Here is a 25,511-nt window from a genome sequence, read left to right as displayed (position 1 = left end):
GGCCTTTCAGCTCGCTGCGCGGATGAGGTGCTTCTGGATCTTGCCGGTCGGTGTACGCGGAAGAATGGTCGCGAACACCACTTCACGCGGAATCTTGTAGCGCGCCAACTTGTCCGAGAGGTAGTCCTTGATGTCGTCGGCGCTGATGACATCCGGTTCACGCCAGACGACGTGTGCGACGACGGTCTCGCCCCATTCTTCGTTGGGTTTTCCGACAACGGCGACGTCGACGACGTCCGGGTGGCCGGAGATCACGTCCTCGACCTCCTTGGAGTAGACGTTCTCACCGCCCGTGATGATCATGTCCTTCGCGCGGTCGACGATGAAGAGGTAACCGTCCGCATCCTTGCGCGCCAGATCGCCGGTGCGATACCAACCTCCGTCGGCAAAAGCAGCCTTCGTGGCAGTGGGGTCGTCGAGGTACCCCTGCATGACGGTGTCGGCGCGCAGCCAGATCTCACCGATCTGATCGGGCTCCGCGTCGGTGCCGTCATCGGCAACCAGGCGCAGGTCGACGCCGGCCAGCGCGACGCGGCCGATCGAGCCCGCCTTGCTCAACTGCTCCTCGGGGTACAGCACAGTGCCCACCGGCCCGGTCTCGGTCATGCCGTAGACCTGCCGGAATTCGGTGGTGCCGTACGACTCCACCAGTCGCCGAGCGACATCCGCGCCGATCGGCCCGCCGCCGTACAACCACGCACGAACGCTACCGAGGTTGTACTCGGCAAAGTTCGGCACGAGGTTGAGTGCAGTGGTGTAGATGACCGGCGGGCCGAAGCAGAGGGTAATACGTTGTTCCTGAACAGTTTCCAGGAATTTGACGGGATGGTACTCGCGCAGCAGCACGACGGTTCCGCCCATGTAGAGCGTGGACATGAACCAGTTGTTGAGCGGGGAAGCGTGCCAGATCGGGACGGCCATGAGCAGGCGCTCGTCCCGAGTCGTCGACACGGCGAGGGCCGCGGTGACGGCAACACCGACGACGTTGCGGTGGCTGTGGACGCAGCCCTTGGGCGAGCCGGTAGTCCCCGAGGTGTAGAGGATTTCAGCCGGATCGTTCTCGTCGATGTCGATACCGTCAACGCCCTCTTGGCGGGTGATGGCGTCGTCGAAGAAGTCGAAACCGTCTGCGACAGAGTCCGTGCTGATCAGCTTGGCCGTTGTCTCCAGTCGACCGACAACCGGCGCCAACTCACCGTCGAAGACGCACACCGACACCTTCGCGTGTCCCAGCACGTAGGCAACTTCCGGAGTCTGCATCTTGTGGTTGATGGGGACCACGACGGCGCCCAAGCGCCAGGCACCGAGCATCGCGTACACGAATCCCGGAGTGTTGTAACACATCAGCGCGACGCGGTCGCCCGGCTGCACGCCCAGCGACTGCAAATAGCCTGCGGCGCGTCGACTTCCGTCCTGAACCTGGGAGTACGTGTGATCGTGACCGTCGAATATCAGGAAGGGTTTGTCCGGGGTCTTGGTGACGTTGCTGTCGAATACGCGAACGATGTTCATCGAAGTCCTTGTCGGAGAATCACGCTCGAAGAGAGTTCATTCCATCGAGCTGTTGAGTACGGCGTCGGGTATCTGGAGAGTGGCGAAGATGACGGCGACCGCCTCCTCGAGGGAGTAACCGAAGCTCTCGCCGGTGGCAGTTTTCTGAATGACGAGGCCGAAGATCGCAGACCAGAAGGCCTTGGATTCGACGTCGATGCCCGCGCGCAGCTGCCAGCCGGTGCGGATCAAGGTACGGAGGAGGGCTGTTTCACCCGAGGAATGCAGAGTGCGAAGCGTCTCGGAGATCAGATCGCGGAGTTCACCACGGCGACCCGTCATCATCATCGCTTCCACGAACAGTTCGACACTGGGAGCGCCCGAGCCGAGGAGTGATCCGACCAGCTTCTCGGTGTAGTCACCCACGGTGTCGGCGTCGGCGGCGTCGACCTCGGCACGCTTGCCTGCGCGCAGAACGGCTGCACACGCCACCTCGACGAAGAGCTTCTCTTTTGAGCCGTAGTAGTAGGTCACCTGGTTTGGATGGGCGCCGGCGGCGGTGCAGATCTGCGCGATGGACACGCTGTCGCCATGTTCGAGGAAGAGCTCGGTTGCAGCGTTGAACAGTGCCATGCGCGTCTGCTTGCCCGACTCACGCGTCGCGCGCGCTGCGGGAACTGACTCGGTGACCATCACGAACTCCTACTTGTTTGTATGACAAACAATAACTCGGCGTTGTTTGTATGGCAAACAATTTCTCCCGACGTGATGACATGTCGACTCCTATCGACATGTCCGATGTGCGGGATTACTCTCTGAACATCGAGCACCCGAGAACTTCGGCTTTTCTGCGAGGAGGCGCCCTGCAATGCTCGCGCGATCCGGCTTCTCCCTGCCCACACGCACGACTCTCACGGGCGACTGGGCAGATTTATTGCGTGAGCATTTTGTCGCGCTCGACGTATCCGATATCGAAGACGGCGATGGATTCAGCGGGGCCGTGCACTCGGCCCAACTCGCACACGTTCGGGTGTCCGCAGTTCAATCGATGGAACAACGAATAGTCCGTAGCAGCAGCCTGATCAAGAGCGACGGTGCGGACTATCTGCAAATCGGGATGATCCGCCGCGGTAGCGCGGTAGTGCGGCAAGACGACCGCGAATGCGTCCTGCGACGTGGCGACTACGTCCTGTACGACACCACGCGCCCCTTCGATTGGCAGATCGAGGGACACGCACACGACGGCATCTGGGGACTCGAGGTGTTCACCTGGCCACGGTCATACCTGTCACTCAGCGACGCGGAGGTCACGAGCTTGACCGCCATTGCCTTCGACGGACACGCGGGCCTGAGTGGCCTGCTGGGTCGCTTTCTTCACGATCTTGCCTCCGTCCGCATGACGTCCGACGCGAGCGGAGACGAGGAGGAAGTCGTCAACGAGATCGGCAGCCTGGTCAAGTCGGTTCTTCACGCAACCGCGCGTCCGATCGTCTCCCGGCGAACTGGCCTGTACGAATCCGCTCTGTCGGCCATAGACGCCCGCATCGCTGACCCGGCCCTGTCACCGGTGGACATCGCGGGATCAGTCAAAGTCTCCATTCGCCAGTTGCACCGAGCCTTCGCCGAACACGGCACAACGGTGTCGCGTTCGATTCGCAGCCGTCGACTCGACGGTTGCCGTCGTGAGATCGTGCAACGCCACGGCATAGAGCGGTCGCTGACCCAGATTTCTCACCGCTGGGGATTCACCGACCTGGCCGCCTTCAGTCGCGCATTCAAGGCGGAGTTCGGGATCAGCCCGCGGCAATACCGGTCGCAAGCAGTGGCCCCTACAAGTACTGCTCGCTGATCTGTAACATCCTCGGACACTTACCCATTCAACATGATGTTCAAAATGTTCTGTCGCCGACGCCTATCCACAATTCTCGGCGCGGTAGGCCAAGTATCGGGCGCTGACGGCCAAGTTTGCTCGGCCTCGCGGGCGTAGATTTTCGGCACGGCGTTGCCAAGTGCCAGGCACCCGATCCGACCACCTACATCACAGGGAGCACTCATGGAATCTGCAATCGGTGAACATCTTCAATGCCCGCGCACGCTGACCAGGCGCGTTCCGGATACCTATTCGCCACCATTTCCCATGTGGGTCGGGCGTGCGGACGACACATTGCACCAGGTCGCGATGGGCTATCTCGGCGTGCAGTTCCGCGGCGAGGATCAGCGCTCGGCTGCACTGCAGGCAATGCGGGATATTGTCGCCGGCTTCGACTTGCCGGACGGACCGGCACATCACGATCTCACTCACCATGTCGACAACCAGGGCTACGAGAATCTGATCGTGGTCGGGTACTGGAAAGATGTTTCATCCCAACATCGTTGGAGCACATCAGCTCCGGTGGCCTCCTGGTGGGAGTCCGAGGACCGCTTGTCCGACGGATTGGGGTTCTTCCGGGAGATCGTGGCACCGAGAGCCGAACAATTCGAGACGCTCTACGCGTTCCAGGACGATCTCCCCGGAGTGGGAGCCGTCATGGACGGTGTCAGCGGCGAGATCAACGAGCACGGCTACTGGGGTTCGATGCGCGAGCGCTTTCCGATCTCTCAGACCGACTGGATGCAGGCCTCGGGCGAACTACGGGTCGTCGCCGGTGACCCCGCCGCAGGTGGGCGGGTAGTAGTGCGGGGACACGACAACATCGCACTGATCAGATCCGGGCAGGACTGGGCCGACGCGGAAGCAGACGAGCGCAGCCTCTACCTCGACGAAATCCTGCCGACTCTTCAATCGGGCATGGACTTCCTCCGCGACAACGGCCCGGCCGTCGGGTGCTACAGCAACCGTTTCGTACGCAATATCGACATCGACGGAAACTTCCTCGACCTGAGCTACAACATCGGTCACTGGGCCTCACTCGACCAACTCGAGCGGTGGTCGGAATCCCACCCGACCCATCTGCGGATCTTCACGACGTTCTTCCGGGTCGCCGAGGGCCTGTCGAAATTACGTCTCTACCATGAGGTCTCGGTATTCGATGCCGCCGATCAGCTGTACGAGTACATCAACTGCCATCCCGGGACCGGGATGCTGCGCGACGCGGTGACCACCGCCGCGCACTGACCGAAGCCGCCGGAAAACTTCGGCCACGTTCTTTCCCTCGGAGGCAACTCGAGATATGTTGACGAGTGTCGACATATCTCAGTAGAGGCCATCGAGGAAGCGCGGACAGCACACAGTGACTACTCAACGAAACGAAGAGTTGGCGTTTGCTGTGCTGGCCGACCAGGTGCGCCGACAGATTCTCGACACTCTGGCTACCCACGGCGAATGCAACGCAGGCTTCATCAGCGATCAAATTTCGACGGTCGGTCGCACCACGGTATCCACACATCTCAAGGCGCTGCGGCTGTCCGGAGTTATCGTCGAACGCCGTCAAGGACGTCATCGCTTGTTTTCGATCGATCCGTCTGGGCCCGCCAACGATGCACTCCAGTTCCTGCGCGACGTCCTCGGGCGAGCGCTGGAAGCGGGTTCGAATACCTCCGAGTTGCCGACCACGGCGACTGAGGATTCCGACGCGGCTTCGGTGCGTCGCCGGGCTTGAGGCCCTGTTTGAGCCCCAGCATCTATTTCAGGCAGGAAGTAGAACGTGCCAGGTCTCTCCGTAACGGCACAGATCGTGACGACGGACCCACCAGGGTCAGCCTTCGAGCGCTTCGAAACGGGGCAACTGCTCGAACTCGAATGTGAGCAACTGACGGTCGGGGCCGCCGTCGCCATCTCCCTTCCCGTCGGCGACGGCGCACGCGCAGATGTAGCCGGAATGCCGATCACTCTGTTGGGGTACGTCGCCGGCGTGAAGCGGGGCCGATCGGTCGTAATCGTGCACCACCAACCGTGGCGCGGCCGTCTGACGATCCGGTTCTTTCCCGACGGCACCGGCACCCGACTCGTTCTCGAGTCCAGCCTCGATCAGGACGGCATTTCCTGGCTTGCCAACAAGCGCGGATTCGCTCCACCCGAACCTCCGCGCTCCGACCGACATCGGATCGGACTGCTGGTCAGCAAATCCGGCTCGGCGGCTGTATTCGCCCAGGCCACAGAAACACTCGCTGCCCTGGCGGTGGAAGAGATCAATGCCGACGGCGGTGTCGGCGGCGTTCTCGTCGACTTGGTGATCGGCGATGACGCTTCCGACTCGGCGGCCGGAGCGGCGACCGCACTGCGATTGGCGAAAAGCGGATGTCGCGCCATTTTTGCGTGCGTGACGTCGTCGACCTTCAATGCCGCCGCATCTGCGTTGCAAAACACCGGTGTGTTGTTGGTGCACACAGTTCTCAACGAAGGAGGTCGATCGCGTCCGGGGATCCTTCGATTGGGTGAGCGGCCACTAGACCAGACGCGAGCTGGCATACCCGCAATGATGTCCGAGACCGGTTCTCGCACTTGGTTCCTGGTCGGTCAGCAGTATTCGTGGTCGTTCGGAGCACATTGGGCGGCCCGGCGTGTGATCGCCGAATCCACAGGTTCGGTGGCCGGCGAAGTCTACGTACCGTTGGGAACAACCGACTTCTCACGGATCATCGAGTCGATAGTCGACTCCGGGGCCGAACTGATTCTTTCCACCCTGGTGGGCCATGACGAGGTCTTCTTCGAACGGCAATGCGCCCAGCACGGACTGCGGGCCACCACGCGGACGTTTGCGCTGGTCCTCGACGAGGCCACTCAGCAGCTCATCGGCAATTCCGATGCCGACGGAGTCTGGGCGGCCTTCGGCTACTTTCAATCCGCAGCCGGCGATCACGACCTCGAAAAACGATACAGCGCAAGCTCGAACGAACTCCTGCCTCCGCTCAGTTCCCTGTCGGAGACAACGTACGAAGCGATCGTCGCTTACGCACGCGCAGTCGAACGAACGTCGGCGGGCGATCCGGAAACAGTACTTCGGCAGCTTGTCACAACGTCGAAAAGCTCGACGGACACCGGCGTTCCACTGCATCGGCCGATTCTGATCGCTGAATCACGCCATGGGCGCCTGTACCCCCGCTCTCTCTGAGCGCGCGTAACCCGAACTTAACGAGTCAATATGTCGATACCTATTGACGCAATTACTGATCCGGCCCTAGTCTGAAAGACAAGTGAAGCCGATCACATCAGGAGCACACTTCTCATGGCGACAATCCGACCTGACGACAATGCAATAGACACCGCTGCAAGGCATTACGGCATCACTCTCGACCAATCAGCCCGGCTCGAGTGGCCGGCACTGATCGACGGAGCACTGGGCTCCTACGACGTCGTCGACCAGTTGTACGCCGACGAGGCAACCCCGCCGACCACGTCACGCGAGCATGCGGTGCCAACTGCGAACGAAAATCCTTTGAGCGCTTGGTATGTGACCACAAGCATCCCGCCGACGTCGGACGGCGTCCTGACCGGCCGACGCGTGGCGATCAAGGACAACGTGACCGTGGCCGGAGTTCCGATGATGAACGGATCTCGGACGGTAGAGGGATTCACTCCGTCTCGCGACGCAACTGTGGTCACTCGACTACTGGCGGCCGGTGCAACCGTCGCAGGCAAAGCTGTGTGTGAGGACCTGTGTTTCTCCGGTTCGAGCTTCACACCGGCAAGCGGACCGGTCCGCAATCCATGGGACCCACAGCGTGAAGCAGGTGGATCATCCGGTGGCAGTGCAGCTCTCGTTGCAAACGGTGACGTCGATTTTGCCATCGGCGGAGATCAAGGCGGATCGATCCGGATCCCGGCGGCATTCTGCGGCGTCGTCGGACACAAGCCGACGTTCGGGCTCGTCCCGTATACCGGCGCATTTCCCATCGAGCGGACAATCGACCATCTCGGCCCGATCACACGCACGGTCCACGATGCCGCACTGATGCTCTCGGTCATCGCCGGTCGCGACGGTAACGACCCACGCCAAGCCGACTGCGTCGAAGCAGGCGACTATCTGTCCACCCTCGACTCCGATGTGGATGGTCTGCGAATCGGGATCGTTCGAGAAGGTTTCGGGCACGCGGTCTCACAGCCCGAGGTCGACGACGCAGTCCGCGCAGCGGCACACAGTCTGACCGAAATCGGTTGCACGGTAGAGGAAGTAAACATCCCGTGGCACCTGCATGCTTTCCACATCTGGAACGTGATCGCCACGGACGGTGGTGCCTACCAGATGTTGGACGGCAACGGATACGGCATGAACGCCGAAGGTTTGTACGATCCGGAACTGATGGCACACTTTGCTTCTCGACGCATTCAGCACGCCGACGCTCTGTCCGAAACCGTCAAACTAGTGGCCCTGACCGGCCACCACGGCATCACCACCCTCGGCGGCGCGAGCTACGGCAAAGCCCGGAACCTCGTACCGCTCGCCCGCGCCGCCTACGACACTGCCTTGAGACAATTCGACGTCCTGGTGATGCCCACACTGCCCTACGTCGCATCCGAATTGCCGGCGAAGGACGTGGATCGTGCAACCTTCATCACGAAGGCTCTCGGGATGATCGCCAACACGGCACCATTCGACGTGACCGGACATCCGTCCCTGTCCGTTCCGGCCGGCCTGGTAAACGGGCTTCCGGTCGGAATGATGATCACCGGCAAGACCTTCGACGATGCGACGGTCCTCCGAGTCGGGCGCGCATTCGAAAAACTTCGCGGCGCGTTTCCGACGCCTGCCGACCACATCTCCGACTCTGCACCACAACTCAGCCTCACCTAGTCCTGTATCCGCACTTGCACAAAAAATTCCACCGATTCACACATGATCAGCCCGCATAGAAAAGGTGAACCAGATGTCAGTAACGATCGACCACACAACGGAGAACGCCGCACCGGCCCAGGCGCCGGTCTCCGATCGCGCGTGGGCCCTGTTCCGCGCACTCGACGGTAAGGGATTGGTACCCGACGGTTACGTCGAGGGATGGAAGAAGACCTTCGAGGAGGACTTCAGTCCAAGGCGCGGAGCGGAATTGGTCGCGCGGGCTTGGACCGACCCCGATTTCCGGCAACTGCTTCTCACCGACGGTACCGCCGCGGTTGCCCAGTACGGATATCTGGGCCCCCAGGGCGAATACATCGTGGCAGTCGAAGACACCCCGACCCTCAAGAACGTGATCGTGTGCTCGCTGTGTTCATGCACCGCGTGGCCCATCCTCGGTCTGCCGCCGACCTGGTACAAGAGTTTCGAATACCGTGCACGCGTGGTCCGCGAGCCACGGAAGGTTCTCTCCGAGATGGGAACCGAGATCGCGTCGGACGTCGAGATCCGCGTCTACGACACCACCGCCGAAACTCGGTACATGGTCCTACCGCAACGTCCCGCAGGAACCGAAGGCTGGAGCCGGGAACAACTGCAGGAAATCGTCACCAAGGACTGCCTGATCGGCGTCGCAGTCCCGCAGGTCCCCACCGTCTGACCACCCCGACAAGAAAGAAGCACACCATGGATGGAGTACACGATCTTGCCGGAGTTCAAGGCTTCGGCAAAGTCCCGCATACCGTCAACGCCGACATCGGCCCCACCTTCCACGCCGAGTGGGAACACCTGCCGTACAGCCTGATGTTCGCCGGTGTCGCCGAACTCGGGGCCTTCAGCGTCGACGAAGTTCGATACGTCGTCGAGCGGATGGAGCCCCGCCACTACATGATGACCCCGTACTACGAGCGGTACGTCATCGGCGTCGCGGCGCTGATGGTCGAAAAGGGAATCCTGACGCAGGAAGAGCTCGAAAGCCTTGCGGGAGGACCGTTCCCACTCTCCCGGCCCAGCGAATCCGAAGGCCGACCGGCTCGCATCGACACAACCACCTTCGAGGTCGGTCAGCGAGTACGTGTGCGAGACGAATACGTTCCCGGGCATATTCGAATGCCTGCGTACTGCCGAGGACGCGTGGGGACCATCGCTCACCGGACCACCGAGAAGTGGCCGTTCCCCGACGCAATCGGTCACGGCCGCAACGACGCCGGCGAAGAACCCACCTACCACGTGACGTTCGCTGCGGAGGAATTGTTCGGCAGCGACACCGACGGCGGCAGCGTCGTTGTCGACCTCTTCGAGGGTTACCTCGAGCCTGCGGCCTGATCTTCCAGCATTCCAGGCGGCGGTCACGCGATCGCAGCGGTTCGCGTGACCGCCGCCTGATCACAACGATTCACTCATTCGGAAGGACACTGGAAATCATGGTCGACACACGACTTCCGGTCACGGTGCTGTCAGGTTTCCTGGGCGCCGGGAAGACGACGCTACTCAACGAGATCCTGCGCAATCGGGAGGGCCGCCGGGTTGCGGTGATCGTCAACGACATGAGCGAAATCAACATCGACAGTGCAGAAGTCGAGCGTGAGATCTCGCTCAGTCGCTCCGAGGAGAAACTGGTCGAGATGACCAACGGCTGCATCTGCTGCACTCTGCGAGAGGATCTTCTTTCCGAGATAAGCGCCTTGGCCGCCGATGGCCGATTCGACTACCTTCTCATCGAATCTTCGGGCATCTCCGAACCGCTGCCCGTCGCGGAGACGTTCACCTTCATCGATACCGACGGCCATGCCCTGGCCGACGTCGCCCGACTCGACACCATGGTCACAGTCGTCGACGGCAACAGTTTTCTGCGCGACTACACGGCTGGGGGTCGCGTCGAAGCCGATGCCCCGGAAGATGAACGAGACATCGCGGATCTGCTTGTCGATCAGATCGAATTTGCCGATGTCATCCTGGTGAGCAAGGCCGATCTCGTCTCGCAACAGCACCTGGTCGAATTGACCGCGGTCCTACGATCTTTGAACGCAACTGCTGCGATAGTTCCGATGACTCTCGGCCGTATCCCACTCGACACGATTCTCGATACCGGCTTGTTCTCGCTCGAGAAAGCTGCTCAGGCCCCTGGATGGCTACAAGAACTCCAAGGTGAACACACCCCCGAAACCGAGGAGTACGGAATCGGTTCGGTGGTGTACCGCGAGCGCGCGCCCTTCCACCCACAACGCCTGCATGATTTCCTGAGCAGCGAGTGGACCAACGGAAAGTTACTTCGGGCCAAGGGCTACTACTGGAATGCCGGCCGGTTCACCGAGATCGGGAGTATTTCTCAGGCCGGTCATCTCATTCGCCACGGATACGTCGGCCGTTGGTGGAAGTTTCTACCCCGTGACGAGTGGCCGGCCGACGACTACCGTCGCGACGGAATCCTCGACAAGTGGGAAGAACCTGTCGGTGACTGCCGACAAGAACTCGTCTTCATCGGCCAATCCATCGACCCGTCTCGACTGCACCGAGAACTCGACGCGTGTCTACTCACCACAGCCGAGATCGAACTCGGGCCAGACGTGTGGACCACCTGGAGCGACCCCCTGGGCGTCGGCTATACCGACCAGACCGTTTGATATTGGTCCGATTTGCCGTAAGTTGTGCGCAATGGGGCTATCACGCAACCGAACTCGGGCGTTGTTGATCGTCGCGGCAATCGCAGCCGGGACCGCTGCCGCGGCGACGCCGGCGAAGGCCACCTGGACAACCGCGCCGATGTGCGGCGATTGGCAGGTCGAGACCGTAGCCCAAGGGTTGGAACAGCTTGAGAACCTCGAGACCGATGACAACGGCGGGTTCTACCTCTCCGGCGAGTCGAAGATCTATCACGTCGACGCCGAAGGACAGGTACGAACCGTCCTCGACGGCATGGCTGCTCCTGGCGGTTTGCAGCTCGACGGTTCGAGGCTGTCCTTCCTCACCAGACAGGACGGCAAGCTGTGGCAACTGGACACCACGACGGATCAGCTGTCCGCACCCGCCGACTTCGCGGGCAACGGCTTGCTCCGACTTCCCGACGGCGATCTGCTGACCACGTGGGTCGGAACGGAGGGCGGCCCGTCGAAGGGCGTGTCGCGCTATCAACATGACTCCCGAACCGTCGTACCCAATTGGGCCGCAGTGCCACGTTCGGAGGGGCTCGCGCTCAGTCCGGATCATCGAGCCGTGTACACCGATGATCTGTTCACAGGTCAGATCATTCGAGTCCCTGTGGATACCCCTGATGCGTGGGCCGTTGTCGCAACCGTCCCGAGCCCGGTACCCGGTCTCGACGATCTGACCGTGTCGCGGGATGGGATGCTCTACGTCGCTGCTCACCTCGAGGGCGCGATCTATCGTGTAGATCCCGAGACCGGGCAGTCCTGCGTCGTCGCTTCGGGTCTGTCGGGTGGGTGGACCGGGCCGAGTTCAGTGCGTATCGGCCGGGACGGCGACGGCTGGGCGCTCTACGTCACCGGCTTCGACGGGACGCTGCGCCGCCTGGTACCTCCGGCGGGCGTCGAACTCGCACCGGTTCGGTAACTCCGTTCTCTTCGAGACGGGATTCTCCGACCTGGCGATACTTAAAATCACGCTGATTTGAAGGCATGCCCGCAGCGCAGCGGCCGCTTGTCCGAAAACTGTCAACAGTTCTACACGGAGAAATGGCTACCCTTAGGTTTACGCTGCTCGCATGTTTTCTTCCGTCGCAGCGAAGATCCGCCTGGTGGTGGCACTGCTCCTCACTGCCCTCCTGGCGCTGACTCTGTCATCGTGCTCGAGTGGTTCGGATTCGTCGGCAGCCCCCACAGACCTGTGTGCACCTCCGGGAGTGGGAGCCGCAACCGCGGCCCCCACCAATCTGGATGCGGCAGCGGGTGCGGGCGCCGAAGACCGCTACACCACGGCCACCGTCACCCCGGTCGATCGGATCGACACCTCGAAGCTGAACTTGATCAAACCCGGGGTCATCACGGTCGGCACGCTCGGTGACGCGCCCCCGAGCATCTGCGTCAACTCCGATAATCAGTACACCGGATACGACAACGAGCTGCTGAAGGCCGTCGCGGACAAGCTGGGCCTGAAGGTCGAGTTCGTCGGCACCGAGTTCGCCGGGCTCCTCGCCCAGGTTGCCGGTCGACGCTTCGACGTCGGCTCGTCGTCCATCACCACCACAGACGACCGTCGCAACACCGTCGGCTTCACCAACGGTTACGACTTCGGATACTTCTCCCTCGTCGTTCCTAACGGCAGCCCGATCACCGGCTTCGGAGACCTGGACGCATCCAAGCGCATCGGCGTCGTGCAGGGAACCGTGCAGGACGACTACGTCGTGAACACGCTCAAGCTCGATCCCGTGAAGTTTCCCGACTACGCCACGGCGTACGCGAACCTCAAATCCGGACAGATCGACGCCTGGGTAGCTCCGTCTCAGCAGGCCGAAGGTGCAATCGCTCCCGGTGACCCGACCTCGATCATCCAGAACACCTTCTCGGTCAACAACTTCGTCGGCTGGGCGGTGAACAAGGAAAACCAGCCGCTGATCGACGCCCTCAACTCCGGCCTCGACGCAGTCATCGACGACGGAACCTGGTCTCAGCTGTACGCCGACTGGGTACCGCGCCAACTCCCTGAAGGCTGGAAGCCCGGATCCAAGGCCGCGGCCACTCCGGAACTGCCCGACTTCGCAGCCATTGCGGCAGAAAACGCAGCAAACGGTGACGGTGGCGATACCGCGTCGTACCAACCGAAGTCGACGCTCGAACAGCTCAAGGACACGTTCTTCGACTGGGATCTGTACAAGAAGGCATTCCCCGATCTCCTCAAGACCGGTCTTCCCAACACCCTGATCCTTGCGCTCGCGTCTGGCATCATCGGCACGGTCCTCGGCATGCTGCTCGCTGTCGCCGGTATCTCGCGCACCCGTTGGCTGCGCTGGCCAGCCCGCGTCTACACCGATATCTTCCGTGGCCTGCCCGCCGTCGTCATCATCTTGATCATCGGGCTCGGAGTCGGACCGATCGTCAAGGGAATCACCGGCAGCAATCCGTACTGGCTGGGCGTCGCGGCGCTGTCACTGCTCGCGTCGGCGTACATCGGTGAGATCTTCAGATCCGGTATCCAGAGCGTCGAGTCCGGGCAGCTCGAGGCTTCACGCGCCCTCGGCTTCAGCTACCGCAAGTCCATGTCGCTTGTCGTCATCCCGCAGGGTGTACGACGCGTTCTGCCGGCGTTGATGAACCAGTTCATCTCGCTGATCAAGGACTCGTCGCTGATCTACTTCCTCGGTCTCCTCGTCACCCAGCGGGAACTCTTTGCCGTCGGACGTGATCTCAACGCCCAGACCGGCAGCCTGTCCCCGCTCGTTGCGGCAGGCTTGTTCTACCTTGCTCTGACCATCCCGCTGACGCACCTCGTCAACTACATCGACAACCGGCTCCGGACCGGACGCGCCGACACTTCAGGCACGTTGGATCCGCTCGAGCAGGCCATCGTCGTGGAAAGGGGCTGAGAACATGACCACCAGCTCTGAACTGAAGTCCGTATCGCTCACCGGCAAGGACCTGCATCTGTCCTTCGGTGCCAACAAGGTGCTTCGCGGCGTCAACCTGCACGTCGACGCCGGAAACACCGTCACCGTCATCGGGCCCTCCGGTTCGGGCAAGTCGACGCTCCTGCGCGTGCTGAACCGTCTGCACGAGCCTGAGCAGGGTGACGTGCTGCTCGACGGGAAGTCCGTCTTGAAGGACAACCCCGACGAGCTTCGCCAGCGAATCGGCATGGTGTTCCAGCACTTCAACCTGTTCCCACACAAGACCGTCGCCGAGAACATCGCGCTCGGGCCGAACAAGCTCAAGGGGTTGTCCAAGGAACAAGCTCGGGCGCTCGCGCTCGAGCAGCTGGATCTGGTGGGGCTCAAGGAGAAGGCGGACTCGCGGCCCGGCAACCTTTCCGGTGGTCAGCAGCAGCGCGTCGCCATTGCCCGCGCCTTGGCGATGAAGCCCGAGGTCATGTTCTTCGACGAGGCGACGTCAGCTCTCGACCCCGAACTGGTCAAGGGCGTTCTGGCGTTGATGGCCGATCTCGCGAAGTCCGGTATGACCATGGTCGTCGTGACGCACGAAATGGGCTTCGCGCGTTCCGTTTCCGACAAGGTGCTCTTCATGGACCGCGGCGCCGTTGTCGAAACCGGTACTCCGGAACAGCTTTTCGACGATCCCGAGACCGATCGACTGCAGGCGTTCCTGTCACAGGTTCTCTGACCCAGGACGCTTCAGAGATCGACGGGCGTTGATCCTCGACGCCTGAAGCATCAGATGGTCACGTTCGGCGAGGTTGGATGCCTTGTGCGCTGCATCGGCATACAACCTCGCCGCCGTCTCCAGGTCTCCGTCGCGTTCACGGAGATAGGCCTCGACTGCGGCATGGCGCGGAAGTGAATCGTCCAGCGCTGCAAGAGCTGCCAAGCCGGCGCGTGGCCCGTCCGCCTCGCCGACCGCCACCGCTCGGTTGAGCCGGACGATCGGGCTGTCGGTCAGGGCTGCGAGTTCGTCGTACCACTCCACGATCTGCACCCAATCGGTCTCGTCTGCTGTGAGAGCGTCGGCATGAAGTGCGGCAATCGCGGCCTGGGCTTGGAACTCGCCCAGTCGGTCGCGAGCGAGGGCTCCCTGAAGGATCACGACCCCTTCCGCGATCGTCTCGGTGTCCCACCGTCCGCGGTCCTGCTCGGCAAGCGGAACCAGGCTGCCGTCTGCGGCAGTGCGCGCGGCGCGGCGAGCGTGATGAAGCAACATCAGAGCGAGCAACCCCGCCACCTCGGGATGATCGATCGCAGCGGCGAGCTGCCGGGTGAGCCTGATGGCCTCGGCAGCCAGGTCGACGTCGCCGGAGTACCCCTCGTTGAAGACCAGATAAAGGACACGTAGAACGGTGGCGACATCGCCGGGTTGCTCGAACCGGACGCCGGAGACCGTGCGCTTGGCTCGGCTGATGCGCTGAGCCATCGTCGCTTCGGGCACCAGGTAGGCCTGCGCAATCTGGCGAGTGGTCAGCCCGCCGACAGCGCGCAGCGTGAGTGCAACGGCGGACGACGGCGTCAACGACGGGTGAGCGCACAGAAAGTAAAGCTGGAGTGTGTCGTCCACGCCCGGCACCGACCCGCTGACCGGCCGCTCGCCTGGCTGCTCGTCAACCAGAAACTCCCGCTTGCGACGAGCCGCATCCGACCGGATCCCGTCGAGGAACCGCCGCCAGGCCACTGTGACCAGCCAGCCCTTGGGGTCCCTCGGCGGGTTGTCCGGCCAGGTCCTGACCGCCTCGAGCAGAGCATCCTGCACGGCATCCTCGGCCGACGCGAAATCTGCTCCGCGGCGGACGAGGATGCCGAGCACGCTCGGAGTCAGACTTCGAAGCAGCGCGTCGTCCATGAGAGTCGTCAGTCCGTGATGGTCGGCGGCTCGGTCAGGAACGGGCGCAGTTCGAGCCATTCGTGAATCGGCTTCCCGCCTGCGCCGGGCGCGGCCGAGAGCTCCCCGGCCAATTCGACGGCTCGGTCGTAGTTGTCGACGTCGATCACCATCCAGCCGGCAATGAGGTCCTTGGTTTCCGCGAACGGGCCGTCGGTGACCGGCGGGCGACCCTCACCGTCGTACCGGACAAAGGTGCCCTCAGGAGCGAGAGCCTGACCGTCGACGAACTCGCCCGCCTTCTCGAGCCGATCCGCGAAGTCCTGCATGTACTTCACGTGGGCCGTGATCTCTTCCGGTGTCCACTGGTCCATCGGCACGTCGTTGACTGCAGCCGGAGCGCCGCGGTAGTGCTTGAGCAGCAAGTACTTGGCCATCGTGAATCTCCTCTGTGTCGGTGCCACCCATTCTGGTCGCACTTCACTACAGGGACGAAGCAAGTCGGGGATTCTCGACATCGCAGGGCCTTCGGCCCTAAATCCACCCCTGCCGGCGGGCGATCACTGCAGCTTCGTGCCGATTGGCCGCACCGAGTTTGGTGACAGCTGACGACAAATAGTTTCGGGTGGTACCCGCAGACAGGTGTGCCCGGGAAGCGATCTGCTCGATGGATGCCCCGTCGGCCGCGTATTCGAGTACGTCCGCCTCGCGCGGAGTAAGCGGTGAGTCGCCGGCGCCGATCGCCTCGGCAGCCAACGACGGGTCGACGTACCTCCCGCCGGCATGGACGCTGCGGACCACCTCGGCGAGGGTCGCCGCAGGCGTCGTCTTCGGTAGAAATCCGCGGACACCTGCTGACAGTGCCTTCTTCAAGTACCCGGGACGCCCGTGGCTCGTCACGATGATCGAGACGCACCCCGAGACCGTCTGCGCAATCTGCTGCGCCGTCTCGATGCCGTCGATACCCGCCATCTGAAGGTCGAGCACGGCTACGTGAGGTTGATGCTTTGCAGCAGCGATCACGGCATCCTCGCCGGATTCGGCTTCTGCCACGACGACGATGTCGTCCTCGAGCGACAACATCATGGCCAGAGCCGAGCGGATCAGGTTCTCGTCGTCGGCCAGCAGTACCTTGATCGGCTCGGTCACCGAGACTCCTTCGTTCGGGACGGAAAGTGGGCGGTGAGGGTGAAGCGATCTTCGTCCTGCACGGTTTCGACAGTTCCTCCGACGGCGCCGACGCGCTCGCGCAATCCGTTCAGGCCGGTTCCGTTGTTCGGCTCTGCGATCCGTGCGCCGTCGTTGGCAATCACGACGCCGTCCGCGGACACCTCGATGCTGCAATTCTCGGCACTGGAGTGCCGGAGAATGTTGGTCACGCCTTCACGGACGACCCACGCGGCGGCCTCGGCCAGTTCCACCGGCAGTTGATCTGCCGATCCACGTATCGCGGTGGAGATTCCGGCGGCCTCGAGCAGAGACTGCGCACCGGCCAACTCGGATGCCAAGGCGATGGACCGGTATCCCCGAACCAACTCGCGCGCTTCGTCGAGAGAATCTTGCGCAAGTTCGCGTACTTCGTCCATCTGCGCGGCTGCACGATCGTCGCCGCGTCGTGAAAGAGTGGCTGCAAGTTCGCTTTTCACCGCAATTGCAGACAGTGCCCGCCCGACGACGTCATGGAGATCGCGCGAAAATCGCAATCGCTCCTCGGCGACGGACAGGGCAGCGGCAGCTCCGCGAGCCTCGTCCAATTCGGTGACCATGCGAAGCAGCCACACCGACATGTAGACGGTCAGCCCCATGAAGGCGGCGACGATTCCGACGGACACGCCGCTTTCCGGACCCGCAAGCAGTCCCAGTACGACCCCGGCGGCCACCGAGCCCACGATCAGCCAGCGCAACGACGTCAACCCGGCAAGGGGCACGACAAGGATTGCCGCGAGCCAGAAGTACGGGCCGTTCTCGCCATTGCTTCCCAAGGCGATTCCCGCCGAGCAGAACGCCGACAACGTCATCACGGCAAGAGGAATCTGGACGGGTTTGGCCACGACTCCACCCAGATCTGGCATCCGAGACACGGCGATGACGCACGCAACGGCACTGATCCCGAGGAAGACACCCGACAGGTACCGATCCGCAACGATCTCGGTGACCGCACCGAAGCCACCGAAAACCACTGCGACCATGATGAACGATTGCCGCGTGTAAAGGCGAACCTTGTCGACGTTCGACGCGGTTCGCCACGTCCGTCTCGGATTCCAGCGTCCGAAGTTCTGCGCGATCATGCCCACTACCTTCTCAGAGTTCTACGAACGCGGTTCCCAGCGGAAGTGGACGTTCGCGATCAGAACCGAACCGACGATCCACGCCAGCATGACCAACAGCGGTTGCCCAACCGAACCGAAGGTGTCGACAAATCCGGCCGCCGCACCGGGCGCATCGCCCAGATCAGCCAGTTCGCCAGTGGTCCGCCCCAGCCATCCGAGATTGAGAAGGTCCACTACTGCGGCCAGCGGAGTGAAATCGAGAATGCGAGCAACGTTGTCCGGCACGACATTCCTGATCGAGGACATACCTGCCGTCGCCAGAATCAGAATCGGCATACAGGTGATCTGCGCCGCCTCTGCATTTCGCGTGACAGCCGAAGTGATCAACGCCAGCGCTGTGAAGAGCGCGGCGCCGCCGATCACCGCGACCAGCACCAGCACCGGATTGACCGGAGCACTGCCGCCGAGAACCATCACGGCGATCCCGATGACCACCGTCAACAGTGCGGTGAGAACCCACGACGGCACTGCCGGGCCCGCCAGGATCTCGGCGTCGCTGCATTCCCCGGTCCGTAGTCGCTTGAGAACCAACTCGTCACGGCGCGTCGCGTACACCGACAGCAGGTTGTAGAAGACCACGAAGACGAGAAGGAACAGCGCAAATACCTCGAGGCCTGCGGACACCGACTTGTCCGACAGCCCGCCGTCTCGCGACAGGTACAGCATTCCCACGGGAAAGATCAGCGGGAGGACGATTGCATTGAAGAGCAACAGTCGATTTCGTCCCAGGAGCGTGAACTCCGAACGAGACAGGGTTGCGATGCGGTTCATGCCGACGCTCCTTCGAGAGTTGCGTGATGATCGAATTGGTCTGCAATGGAGAGGAATACTGTCTCCAGGGACGCCGCTCGGGCATCCAAGCCGGTCAGCAAGACATCATTGTGCTGCGCCCACAGCAGCAGTTCCGTCAGCGTCTCCTGGATGGTGCGAGTGGTGATCAGCACCAGATCGTTTTCGACGCGCACCTCGGCGCCGGCCAGCGCTGGGAGCGGAAGGCCTGGGCGGTGCAGTTTGATCTGGGCGGGATGATCTGCGACGACGTCCGCCACGGTTCCGCTGCGCACGACCGATCCACGGTGCATGATCGCCAATTGGTCGCACAAGGATTCAGCCTCGTCGAGATAGTGCGTCGTCAACATGATGGTGACGCCCGACGCTTTCAAGTCAGCGATCAATTGCCAAGTGTTACGACGACTTTCGGGGTCCAATCCAGTAGTCGGTTCGTCGAGGAACAGTACGAGTGGCCGGCCGATGATCGCGCACGCCAGATCCAGTCGGCGCGCTTCACCGCCCGAGAGGAACTTCACGCGGGTATCGCCACGGTCACGCATGTCCACGCGCTCGAGCACCTCGTCGACGGGAAGCGGATTCGAGCACGTTCCGGCCCACATCGCCAAACTCTCACGAGCAGTCAGGTCTTGGGGAAGCCCACCCTTCTGGAGCATGATGCCAAGCGACGGTCGAATCTGCTTGCGGTTGCGCACCGGATCCATTCCCAGAACGCGCACCGTACCGGCGCTGGCTCGTGAAAGGCCCTGAATCACTTCGAGAGTGGATGTCTTGCCGGCACCGTTTGTTCCGAGGAGGCCGAACAGCTCGCCTTCCTGAACACTCAGATCCAGATTGCGAACAGCATCGAACGCCTCCTTGCCGGAGCCGTAGCGCCGCGACATTGCGACTACGTCGATCACGGGATCGCCCTTCATCGCTGCGCCTCCTCTCGGTTCCAGCTGCGCAGTCCGATCGTGAATCGAATGCCCGCGTAGACCGCGAGAGCGGCAACAAGAATCCAGGACACCGGATTGGAGCCGATGATCGCGAATACCCCTCCGATGATCGCGATGTTCACCACGATCACAACAAGTTCGCGGCCCATCGTGGGTGCGGGTCCGATGTCCATCAGGTCCGTCAGGAGGCTTCCCTCATGTGGTTCTCTCATGCCTCCAAGCCTCGCGGGAAGTCCGCGACGAGAACAGTGCGCAGCGTCATCACCTGCGGTGACACCGTCATGGATCGGCGATGACAAATGTCATGCGACGTCCCCGCGGGGACGCGTCGTAAATTGCAGGTAAGGGTCGCCTCGTTGTTTTGCCGTTCATTTTTACGTTCCTTTACCCTCGCTTAGAGCTTCTACGGTTCCCGAAGTCCGTAAATCGAATCTCGGGAGTTCACGGTGGCTATCAAGCCTTTGGCCTTGTTCGTCAAACACGACGGCGTGTCTGCACGCGCGTCGATCACCTGCCAGTACAAGTGCGGAAACGCGTGCTCTCATGAGGTCCCCAACACCTCGGGCGGCGAGTACTTCCGCGATATCGCACGCACGGCACTGACTCGTCGCGGCATGCTCCGGGGCAGCGGCATGGCAGTGCTCGCGGTGGGAGCGGGCAGCGCCCTCGTCGCGTGTTCGGACGAATCCGCAAGTGCGGAACCGGGAACCGGTTCGACGAGCGGCAGCAGCGGCGGGTCGACACCGGCAGGAACGAACTTCGACGCCGTCGCGCCCAACAAGGAAGACAAGGTCACCGTCCCTGACGGATACGATCAGGCCGTCGTCATCCGTTGGGGTGACGCCGTTCTCGCCGGAGCCCCGGCATTCGACTTCGACAAGCAGACTGCGGCAGCACAGGAACTGCAGTTCGGATTCAACAACGACTTCGCCGGACTGCTCCCGGTCGACGGGCAGCCCAACACCTACCTCCTCGTGGTCAATCACGAATACTCCACCGAGCCGGCGATGTTCCGCGGCTACGATGCGGAGAACCCGACCGAGGAGCAGTTCAAGATCGGCCTGGCCAGCCACGGACTGTCAGTCGTCCAGGTCAAGGGCGAATCCGACAACGGCAAGCTGGTACCGGAGATCGGATCGAACAACCGCCGCATCACCGGAACCACGGAGTTTGTCGTGACCGGCCCCGCTGCAGGTAGCGACTTCCTCAAGACGAGTGCCGATCCCACGGGAACCAAAGTGCTCGGCACCCTCAACAATTGCGCTGGCGGCGTCACACCCTGGGGCACAGTGCTTTCCGGCGAAGAGAACTTCAACCAGTACTTCGCTAACGCCGAGGGTGTCACCGATCCCACGGTGGCAGCCCGGCTGAAGCGCTACGGTCTGGCCGGAGCCGCTTCCGAGCGCAAGTGGGAACGCTTCGACAAGCGGTTCGATCTGGTCGCAGAACCCAACGAGGTCAACCGATTCGGATACGTCGTCGAGATCGATCCCTGGGATCCGTCGTCGACTCCGATCAAGCACACAGCGCTCGGACGTTTCAAGCACGAAGCCGCCACCATTTACATCACGTCGGACGGCACCGTCGTTGCATACAGCGGTGACGACGAGCGTTTCGACTACATGTACAAGTTCGTTTCGAGCCGAAAGATGCAGGACGGCAAGAGTCAGGCAGCCATGCGCCACAACATGACTCTGCTCGACGCCGGAACACTGTACGTTGCAAAGCTCAGCGGAAACTCCGCCGGCGAGATCGACGGAACCGGCAAACTCCCGTCGGACGGCAAGTTCGACGGAACCGGCGAGTGGGTAGCCATCCTGCGCACCGGCGAAGACGGCAAGGGCGAATCGCTGGTAGACGGTATGAGCGCCGAAGAGGTCGCCGTCTTCACCCGCCAGGCCGGTGACAAGGTCGGGGCAACGAAGATGGACCGCCCCGAGGACTTCGAGGCAAACCCGAAGAGCGGCAAGGTTTACGTCGCACTGACCAACAACACCAAGCGCGGAGTCGACGGTGGCGCCGTGGCCGACGAGGCGAACCCTAGGAACAACAACAAGAACGGCCAGGTCCTCGAAATCACCGATGACCACGCCGGCACCACCTTCGGCTGGAATCTTCTTCTCGTCTGCGGAGATCCGGCCACAGCCGATACTTACTTCGGCGGGTTCGACAAGAGCAAGGTCAGCCCCATCTCATGCCCGGACAACCTTGCCTTCGACCCGCACGGCAACCTGTGGATCTCCACCGACGGCAACGCACTCAAATCCAACGACGGACTGTTCAGCGTTGTCCTCGAAGGCGAAAACCGCGGTGAGACAAAGCAGTTCCTCACCGTTCCCGTCGGCGCCGAAACCTGCGGCCCCATCGTGGACGAGAAGCGCGTCATCGTCTGCGTCCAGCACCCCGGCGAGACCGACGACGCCAGCATCGAAAGCCCCGCATCCCATTGGCCCGACGGTGGCTCCTCCCAGCCTCGCCCGTCGGTAGTTGCAGCCTGGAAGAAGGACGGATCTCGGCTCGGCTCGTAACACACACGAAAACGACTGTGGGGCAGATCGCATACTCTGCGATCTGCCCCACGTCGTTTACCTCAGATTCTCAAGAGAATCAGTTGTCACCATCCTCGCGACGCTTACGCGTCAGGAGAACAACACCCGTTCCCAGCGCCAGCAGCAGAACCAAACCGCCTGCCGCGAGCAACCCGGTGTTCACGCCACTCTCACCAGCGCCACCACCCGAGTTGATCGTTCCACCCTGAGGAGCAGACGTCGGCGGCTTCGGCTGACCCGGCTGACCCGGGTTTGCTGTCGGCGGCTTCGGCTGTCCCGGAACCGTGCTCGGAACCGGCTGACCCGGAACCGTCGGCGGTACGACGATCGGAGGCACAACGACGATCGGGGGAATGATGATCGTCGGTGTAACCGGCACCGTCGTGTTCGGAACCGTCGTGGTCGGCGGAACTGTCGTGACCGGCGGCGTTGTCGTCGGCGGCGTCGTTGTCGTCACGCCACACGGATCCACAATCTCCTCCGCGACAACTTCTTCTGTCGTGGTCTCCTCTGTGGTGGTCTCCTCCGTGGTGGTGGATTCCTCCGTACCGGTCACATCAGCGTCACCGGTAGTGGTCGCGCTAGCCGTCGTCGTCGCAACCGTTGTGGTCGGAACCATCCGCGTGGTCGTCGTCGGAGGAACACAGGGCTCCGTCGTGACCGGCGGCGTCGTGGTGGTGGTCGTCGGAGGCACCGTGGTGGTGGTCTCCGGCGGGTCCACCGGGTGTTCGGTGCAGAGTGCGTCGCCCGGGACACAGTCCACCGGCGGGTTCTCGCCACCAACCACCAGGTAGTTGTTCAGGACGCCCGGGGTGAATCCGGGACCTGACAGCGTTCCGATCTCAGGATTGACCTTGACGGTGTACGTCACCGTCGCGCTCTCACCCTTGGCCAGCTTTCCGGTGACCGTGAAGACGTTGTCGACGACACCCGAAACAACCAGCGTGGAAGTAGTAGCCGGATTCTTCGTCATTACTGCATCGTCGAGAACATCGGTCAGATCGTCGTAGAAGCTGATCTCACCATCCGCGGTGCCCACATTCTTGAACGTGAGCGTGTACGTGATCTCCTGGCCGCCAACCACACGGTTCGTGGTGGACGGGTCAGAGGACTTCAGTACCTCGATTGCGGGAGTGCCATCAACCGGGTGTTCGGTCGTCACCGGCGGAGGGGTGATCTCCGGACCGGTCGGCGGCTTCGCTGTACCGGTGACCTTGTTGTTGATCAGAACGCCGCCGGCAACACCGTCGTTGATCTTCACCTGATAGGTCAGAACAACCGACTTACCGGCTTCGAGTGCACCCGTCCAGGAGAGCGTGGTGCCCTCGAGGGTCGGAGCAGTCGCGTCGACACCGTCGACAGTTGCCTTGAGCGAACCGTCCACCAACGCGGCGTTGTCGAGAACCTTCGACAGATCATCGGTCAACACCACCGGATCAAGGGTCGTGTTACCCGTGTTGGCACCGGTCACCGTGTACGTGATCGTCTGACCAGCAGCAACATTGGTACCTGAGACCGGATCCGCAGTCTTCGCGACCGTGAACCCCGGAACCTGAACCGGATGCGTCGTGCACAGCTGAGTCGCCGGATCACACACCTCCGGAGGATCAACCGGAGGAGTCGTCCCCGGAACAACGAAGTTGAGCACCGTGTTGTCGGCATTCGCCGCAACGCGATCGGCATCAGCCTTGACCGTGACGGTGTACGTCACCGTCTTGCTCTCGCCGGCCGCCAAGGTCCCCGTCACCGAGAAACCATCCGTGCCGACCATCGCAGCAGTCAACGGAGCATCAGCACTCAAGCTGCCCGCAACCAGATCAGCATCGTCGAGCAGACCACGCAGATCGTCGAAGTGCGCGACCTCACCCGCACCGTTACCGGTGTTCGTGAACGTGAGTGTGTACTTGATGTCCTGACCGGCAACAACATTCGAACCCGACACCGGATCAGAGGACTTCACCACAGCGATCTTCGGAGACACCACCGGATGCTCGGTCGTCACCGGCGGAGGAGTGATCTCCGGACCGGTCGGCGGCTTCGCAGTACCGGTGACCTTGTTGTTGACCAGAACGCCGCCGGCAACACCGTCGTTGATCTTCACCTGGTAGGTCAGAACAACCGACTTACCAGCTTCGAGTGCACCGGTCCAGGAGAGCGTGGTGCCCTCGAGGGTCGGAGCAGTCGCGTCGACACCGTCGACAGTCGCCTTGAGCGAACCGTCCACCAACACCGCGTTGTCGAGAACCTTCGACAGATCATCGGTCAACACCACCGGATCAAGGGTCGTGTTACCCGTGTTCGCACCGGTCACCGTGTACGTGATCGTCTGACCAGCAGCAACATTGGTACCCGAGACCGGATCCGCAGTCTTCGCGACCGTGAAACCCGGAACCTGAACCGGATGCGTCGTGCACAGCTGCGTCGCCGGATCACACACCTCCGGAGGATCAACCGGAGGAGTCGTACCCGGAACAACGAAGTTGTTCACGAACACCCCACCGACCACATCGGCATTGACCTTCACCGAATACGTCACCGTCTTCGTTTCGCCGGCCGCCAAGGTCCCCGTCACCGAGAAACCATCGCTGCCGACCATCGTCGCAGCCAACGGAGCATCAGCAGTCAAACCACTCAATGCACCCTTGTCCACAACCTGACGCAGATCGTCGAAGTACGCGACCTCACCCGCACCGTTACCGGTGTTCGAGAACGTGAGCGTGTACTTGATGTCCTGACCGGCAACAACATTCGAACCCGACACCGGATCAGAGGACTTCACCACAGCGATCTTCGGAGACACCACCGGATGCGTCGTGCACAGCTGCGTCGCCGGATCACACACCTCCGGAGGATCAACCGGAGGAGTCGTACCCGGAACAACGAAGTTGTTCACGAACACCCCACCGACCACATCGGCATTGACCTTCACCGAATACGTCACCGTCTTCGTTTCGCCGGCCGCCAAGGTCCCCGTCACCGAGAAACCATCGCTGCCGACCATCGTCGCAGCCAACGGAGCATCAGCAGTCAAACCACTCAATGCACCCTTGTCCACAACCTGACGCAGATCGTCGAAGTACGCGACCTCACCCGCACCGTTACCGGTGTTCGAGAACGTGAGCGTGTACTTGATGTCCTGACCGGCAACAACATTCGAACCCGACACCGGATCAGAGGACTTCACCACAGCGATCTTCGGAGACACCACCGG

General features: G+C 62.1%; 22 protein-coding genes. 12 read left to right on the top strand and 10 right to left on the bottom strand.

Going from position 1 to position 25,511, the window contains the following annotated elements; all coding sequences use genetic code 11:
• Positions 1 to 6 precede the first annotated feature (6 nt).
• Both QMA15_RS29895 and QMA15_RS29890 read right to left on the bottom strand, forming a co-directional pair.
• Positions 7 to 1,512, bottom strand: coding sequence for a long-chain-fatty-acid--CoA ligase (locus QMA15_RS29895; RefSeq protein ID WP_020909770.1), 1,506 nt, complete (start codon positions 1,510 to 1,512; stop codon positions 7 to 9).
• 36 nt (positions 1,513 to 1,548) lie between these two features.
• The gene (locus QMA15_RS29890; protein ID WP_007735239.1) at positions 1,549 to 2,184 is read right to left on the bottom strand and encodes a TetR/AcrR family transcriptional regulator C-terminal domain-containing protein; all 636 of its coding nucleotides are present in this window, start codon (positions 2,182 to 2,184) and stop codon (positions 1,549 to 1,551) included.
• A gap of 175 nt (positions 2,185 to 2,359) precedes the next feature.
• On the opposite strand from QMA15_RS29890, the gene QMA15_RS29885 reads away from it, so the two are divergent.
• The 11 genes from QMA15_RS29885 (at position 2,360) to QMA15_RS29835 (ending at position 14,548) form a co-directional block, all read left to right on the top strand.
• Positions 2,360 to 3,340 carry a helix-turn-helix domain-containing protein gene (locus QMA15_RS29885; RefSeq protein ID WP_259117908.1) on the top strand — a complete coding sequence of 327 codons (981 nt, stop codon included), beginning with the start codon at positions 2,360 to 2,362 and terminating at the stop codon, positions 3,338 to 3,340.
• A 204-nt stretch (positions 3,341 to 3,544) separates the two neighbouring features.
• Positions 3,545 to 4,606 carry a phenylacetaldoxime dehydratase family protein gene (locus tag QMA15_RS29880; RefSeq protein ID WP_279163306.1) on the top strand — a complete coding sequence of 354 codons (1,062 nt, stop codon included), beginning with the start codon at positions 3,545 to 3,547 and terminating at the stop codon, positions 4,604 to 4,606.
• Positions 4,607 to 4,721: 115 nt separating this feature from the next.
• Positions 4,722 to 5,090: a winged helix-turn-helix domain-containing protein gene (locus QMA15_RS29875; protein ID WP_019746129.1), complete on the top strand. Its 369-nt coding sequence runs from the start codon at positions 4,722 to 4,724 to the stop codon at positions 5,088 to 5,090.
• Between the two features lie 45 nt (positions 5,091 to 5,135).
• Positions 5,136 to 6,542: a substrate-binding protein gene (locus QMA15_RS29870; RefSeq protein WP_197942184.1), complete on the top strand. Its 1,407-nt coding sequence runs from the start codon at positions 5,136 to 5,138 to the stop codon at positions 6,540 to 6,542.
• A gap of 114 nt (positions 6,543 to 6,656) precedes the next feature.
• Positions 6,657 to 8,222, top strand: a complete 1,566-nt coding sequence (locus QMA15_RS29865; protein ID WP_279163305.1) for an amidase — start codon at positions 6,657 to 6,659, stop codon at positions 8,220 to 8,222.
• 73 nt (positions 8,223 to 8,295) lie between these two features.
• Entirely contained in the window at positions 8,296 to 8,919 is a 624-nt protein-coding gene (gene nthA, locus QMA15_RS29860) for a nitrile hydratase subunit alpha (RefSeq protein WP_042953455.1), read from the top strand.
• A gap of 26 nt (positions 8,920 to 8,945) precedes the next feature.
• Positions 8,946 to 9,584, top strand: coding sequence for a nitrile hydratase subunit beta (nthB, locus tag QMA15_RS29855; protein ID WP_019746133.1), 639 nt, complete (start codon positions 8,946 to 8,948; stop codon positions 9,582 to 9,584).
• Between the two features lie 98 nt (positions 9,585 to 9,682).
• The gene (zigA, locus tag QMA15_RS29850) at positions 9,683 to 10,882 is read left to right on the top strand and encodes a zinc metallochaperone GTPase ZigA (protein ID WP_279163304.1); all 1,200 of its coding nucleotides are present in this window, start codon (positions 9,683 to 9,685) and stop codon (positions 10,880 to 10,882) included.
• A gap of 31 nt (positions 10,883 to 10,913) precedes the next feature.
• The gene (locus QMA15_RS29845; protein ID WP_279163303.1) at positions 10,914 to 11,828 is read left to right on the top strand and encodes an SMP-30/gluconolactonase/LRE family protein; all 915 of its coding nucleotides are present in this window, start codon (positions 10,914 to 10,916) and stop codon (positions 11,826 to 11,828) included.
• Between the two features lie 151 nt (positions 11,829 to 11,979).
• Positions 11,980 to 13,797: an ABC transporter substrate-binding protein/permease gene (locus tag QMA15_RS29840; protein WP_019746136.1), complete on the top strand. Its 1,818-nt coding sequence runs from the start codon at positions 11,980 to 11,982 to the stop codon at positions 13,795 to 13,797.
• A gap of 4 nt (positions 13,798 to 13,801) precedes the next feature.
• On the top strand, positions 13,802 to 14,548 hold the full coding sequence (locus tag QMA15_RS29835) for an amino acid ABC transporter ATP-binding protein (RefSeq protein ID WP_019746137.1): 747 nt from the start codon (positions 13,802 to 13,804) through the stop codon (positions 14,546 to 14,548).
• On the opposite strand, the gene QMA15_RS29830 is transcribed toward QMA15_RS29835, so the two are convergent.
• The 7 genes from QMA15_RS29830 to QMA15_RS29800 all read right to left on the bottom strand — a co-directional run bounded on the left by QMA15_RS29830 (position 14,534) and on the right by QMA15_RS29800 (position 19,963).
• Positions 14,534 to 15,715, bottom strand: coding sequence for a DUF6596 domain-containing protein (locus QMA15_RS29830; RefSeq protein ID WP_021334420.1), 1,182 nt, complete (start codon positions 15,713 to 15,715; stop codon positions 14,534 to 14,536). The two genes, QMA15_RS29835 and QMA15_RS29830, sit on opposite strands and share 15 nt — an antisense overlap.
• 8 nt (positions 15,716 to 15,723) lie before the next feature.
• Positions 15,724 to 16,131 (bottom strand): YciI family protein, encoded by a 408-nt coding sequence (locus tag QMA15_RS29825; RefSeq protein ID WP_021346141.1) that lies wholly within the window; start codon positions 16,129 to 16,131, stop codon positions 15,724 to 15,726.
• A 97-nt stretch (positions 16,132 to 16,228) separates the two neighbouring features.
• On the bottom strand, positions 16,229 to 16,843 hold the full coding sequence (locus tag QMA15_RS29820) for a response regulator transcription factor (protein ID WP_019746140.1): 615 nt from the start codon (positions 16,841 to 16,843) through the stop codon (positions 16,229 to 16,231).
• Positions 16,840 to 17,982, bottom strand: a complete 1,143-nt coding sequence (locus QMA15_RS29815; RefSeq protein ID WP_084325701.1) for a sensor histidine kinase — start codon at positions 17,980 to 17,982, stop codon at positions 16,840 to 16,842. The genes QMA15_RS29820 and QMA15_RS29815 overlap by 4 nt, the downstream gene beginning before the upstream one ends.
• Before the next feature lie 21 nt (positions 17,983 to 18,003).
• Positions 18,004 to 18,795: an ABC transporter permease gene (locus tag QMA15_RS29810; protein WP_290288091.1), complete on the bottom strand. Its 792-nt coding sequence runs from the start codon at positions 18,793 to 18,795 to the stop codon at positions 18,004 to 18,006.
• Positions 18,792 to 19,730 carry an ABC transporter ATP-binding protein gene (locus QMA15_RS29805; protein ID WP_279163301.1) on the bottom strand — a complete coding sequence of 313 codons (939 nt, stop codon included), beginning with the start codon at positions 19,728 to 19,730 and terminating at the stop codon, positions 18,792 to 18,794. Before QMA15_RS29805 ends, QMA15_RS29810 begins: the two co-directional genes overlap by 4 nt.
• Positions 19,727 to 19,963, bottom strand: a complete 237-nt coding sequence (locus QMA15_RS29800) for a hypothetical protein (protein ID WP_019746144.1) — start codon at positions 19,961 to 19,963, stop codon at positions 19,727 to 19,729. Before QMA15_RS29800 ends, QMA15_RS29805 begins: the two co-directional genes overlap by 4 nt.
• 234 nt (positions 19,964 to 20,197) lie before the next feature.
• Here QMA15_RS29800 and QMA15_RS29795 point away from each other — a divergent pair, with 234 nt between their 5' ends.
• On the top strand, positions 20,198 to 22,279 hold the full coding sequence (locus tag QMA15_RS29795) for a PhoX family phosphatase (RefSeq protein WP_279163300.1): 2,082 nt from the start codon (positions 20,198 to 20,200) through the stop codon (positions 22,277 to 22,279).
• Positions 22,280 to 22,358: 79 nt separating this feature from the next.
• Here the strand turns inward: QMA15_RS29795 and QMA15_RS29790 are convergent.
• Positions 22,359 to 25,511, bottom strand: a 3,153-nt coding sequence (locus QMA15_RS29790) for an isopeptide-forming domain-containing fimbrial protein (RefSeq protein ID WP_290288085.1), incomplete at its 5' end; no start/stop codon positions are given.

The organism is Rhodococcus sp. APC 3903 (assembly GCF_030407755.1).
GTDB lineage: Bacteria > Actinomycetota > Actinomycetes > Mycobacteriales > Mycobacteriaceae > Rhodococcus_F > Rhodococcus_F erythropolis.
This window is presented reverse-complemented; position numbering and strand designations above follow the sequence as displayed.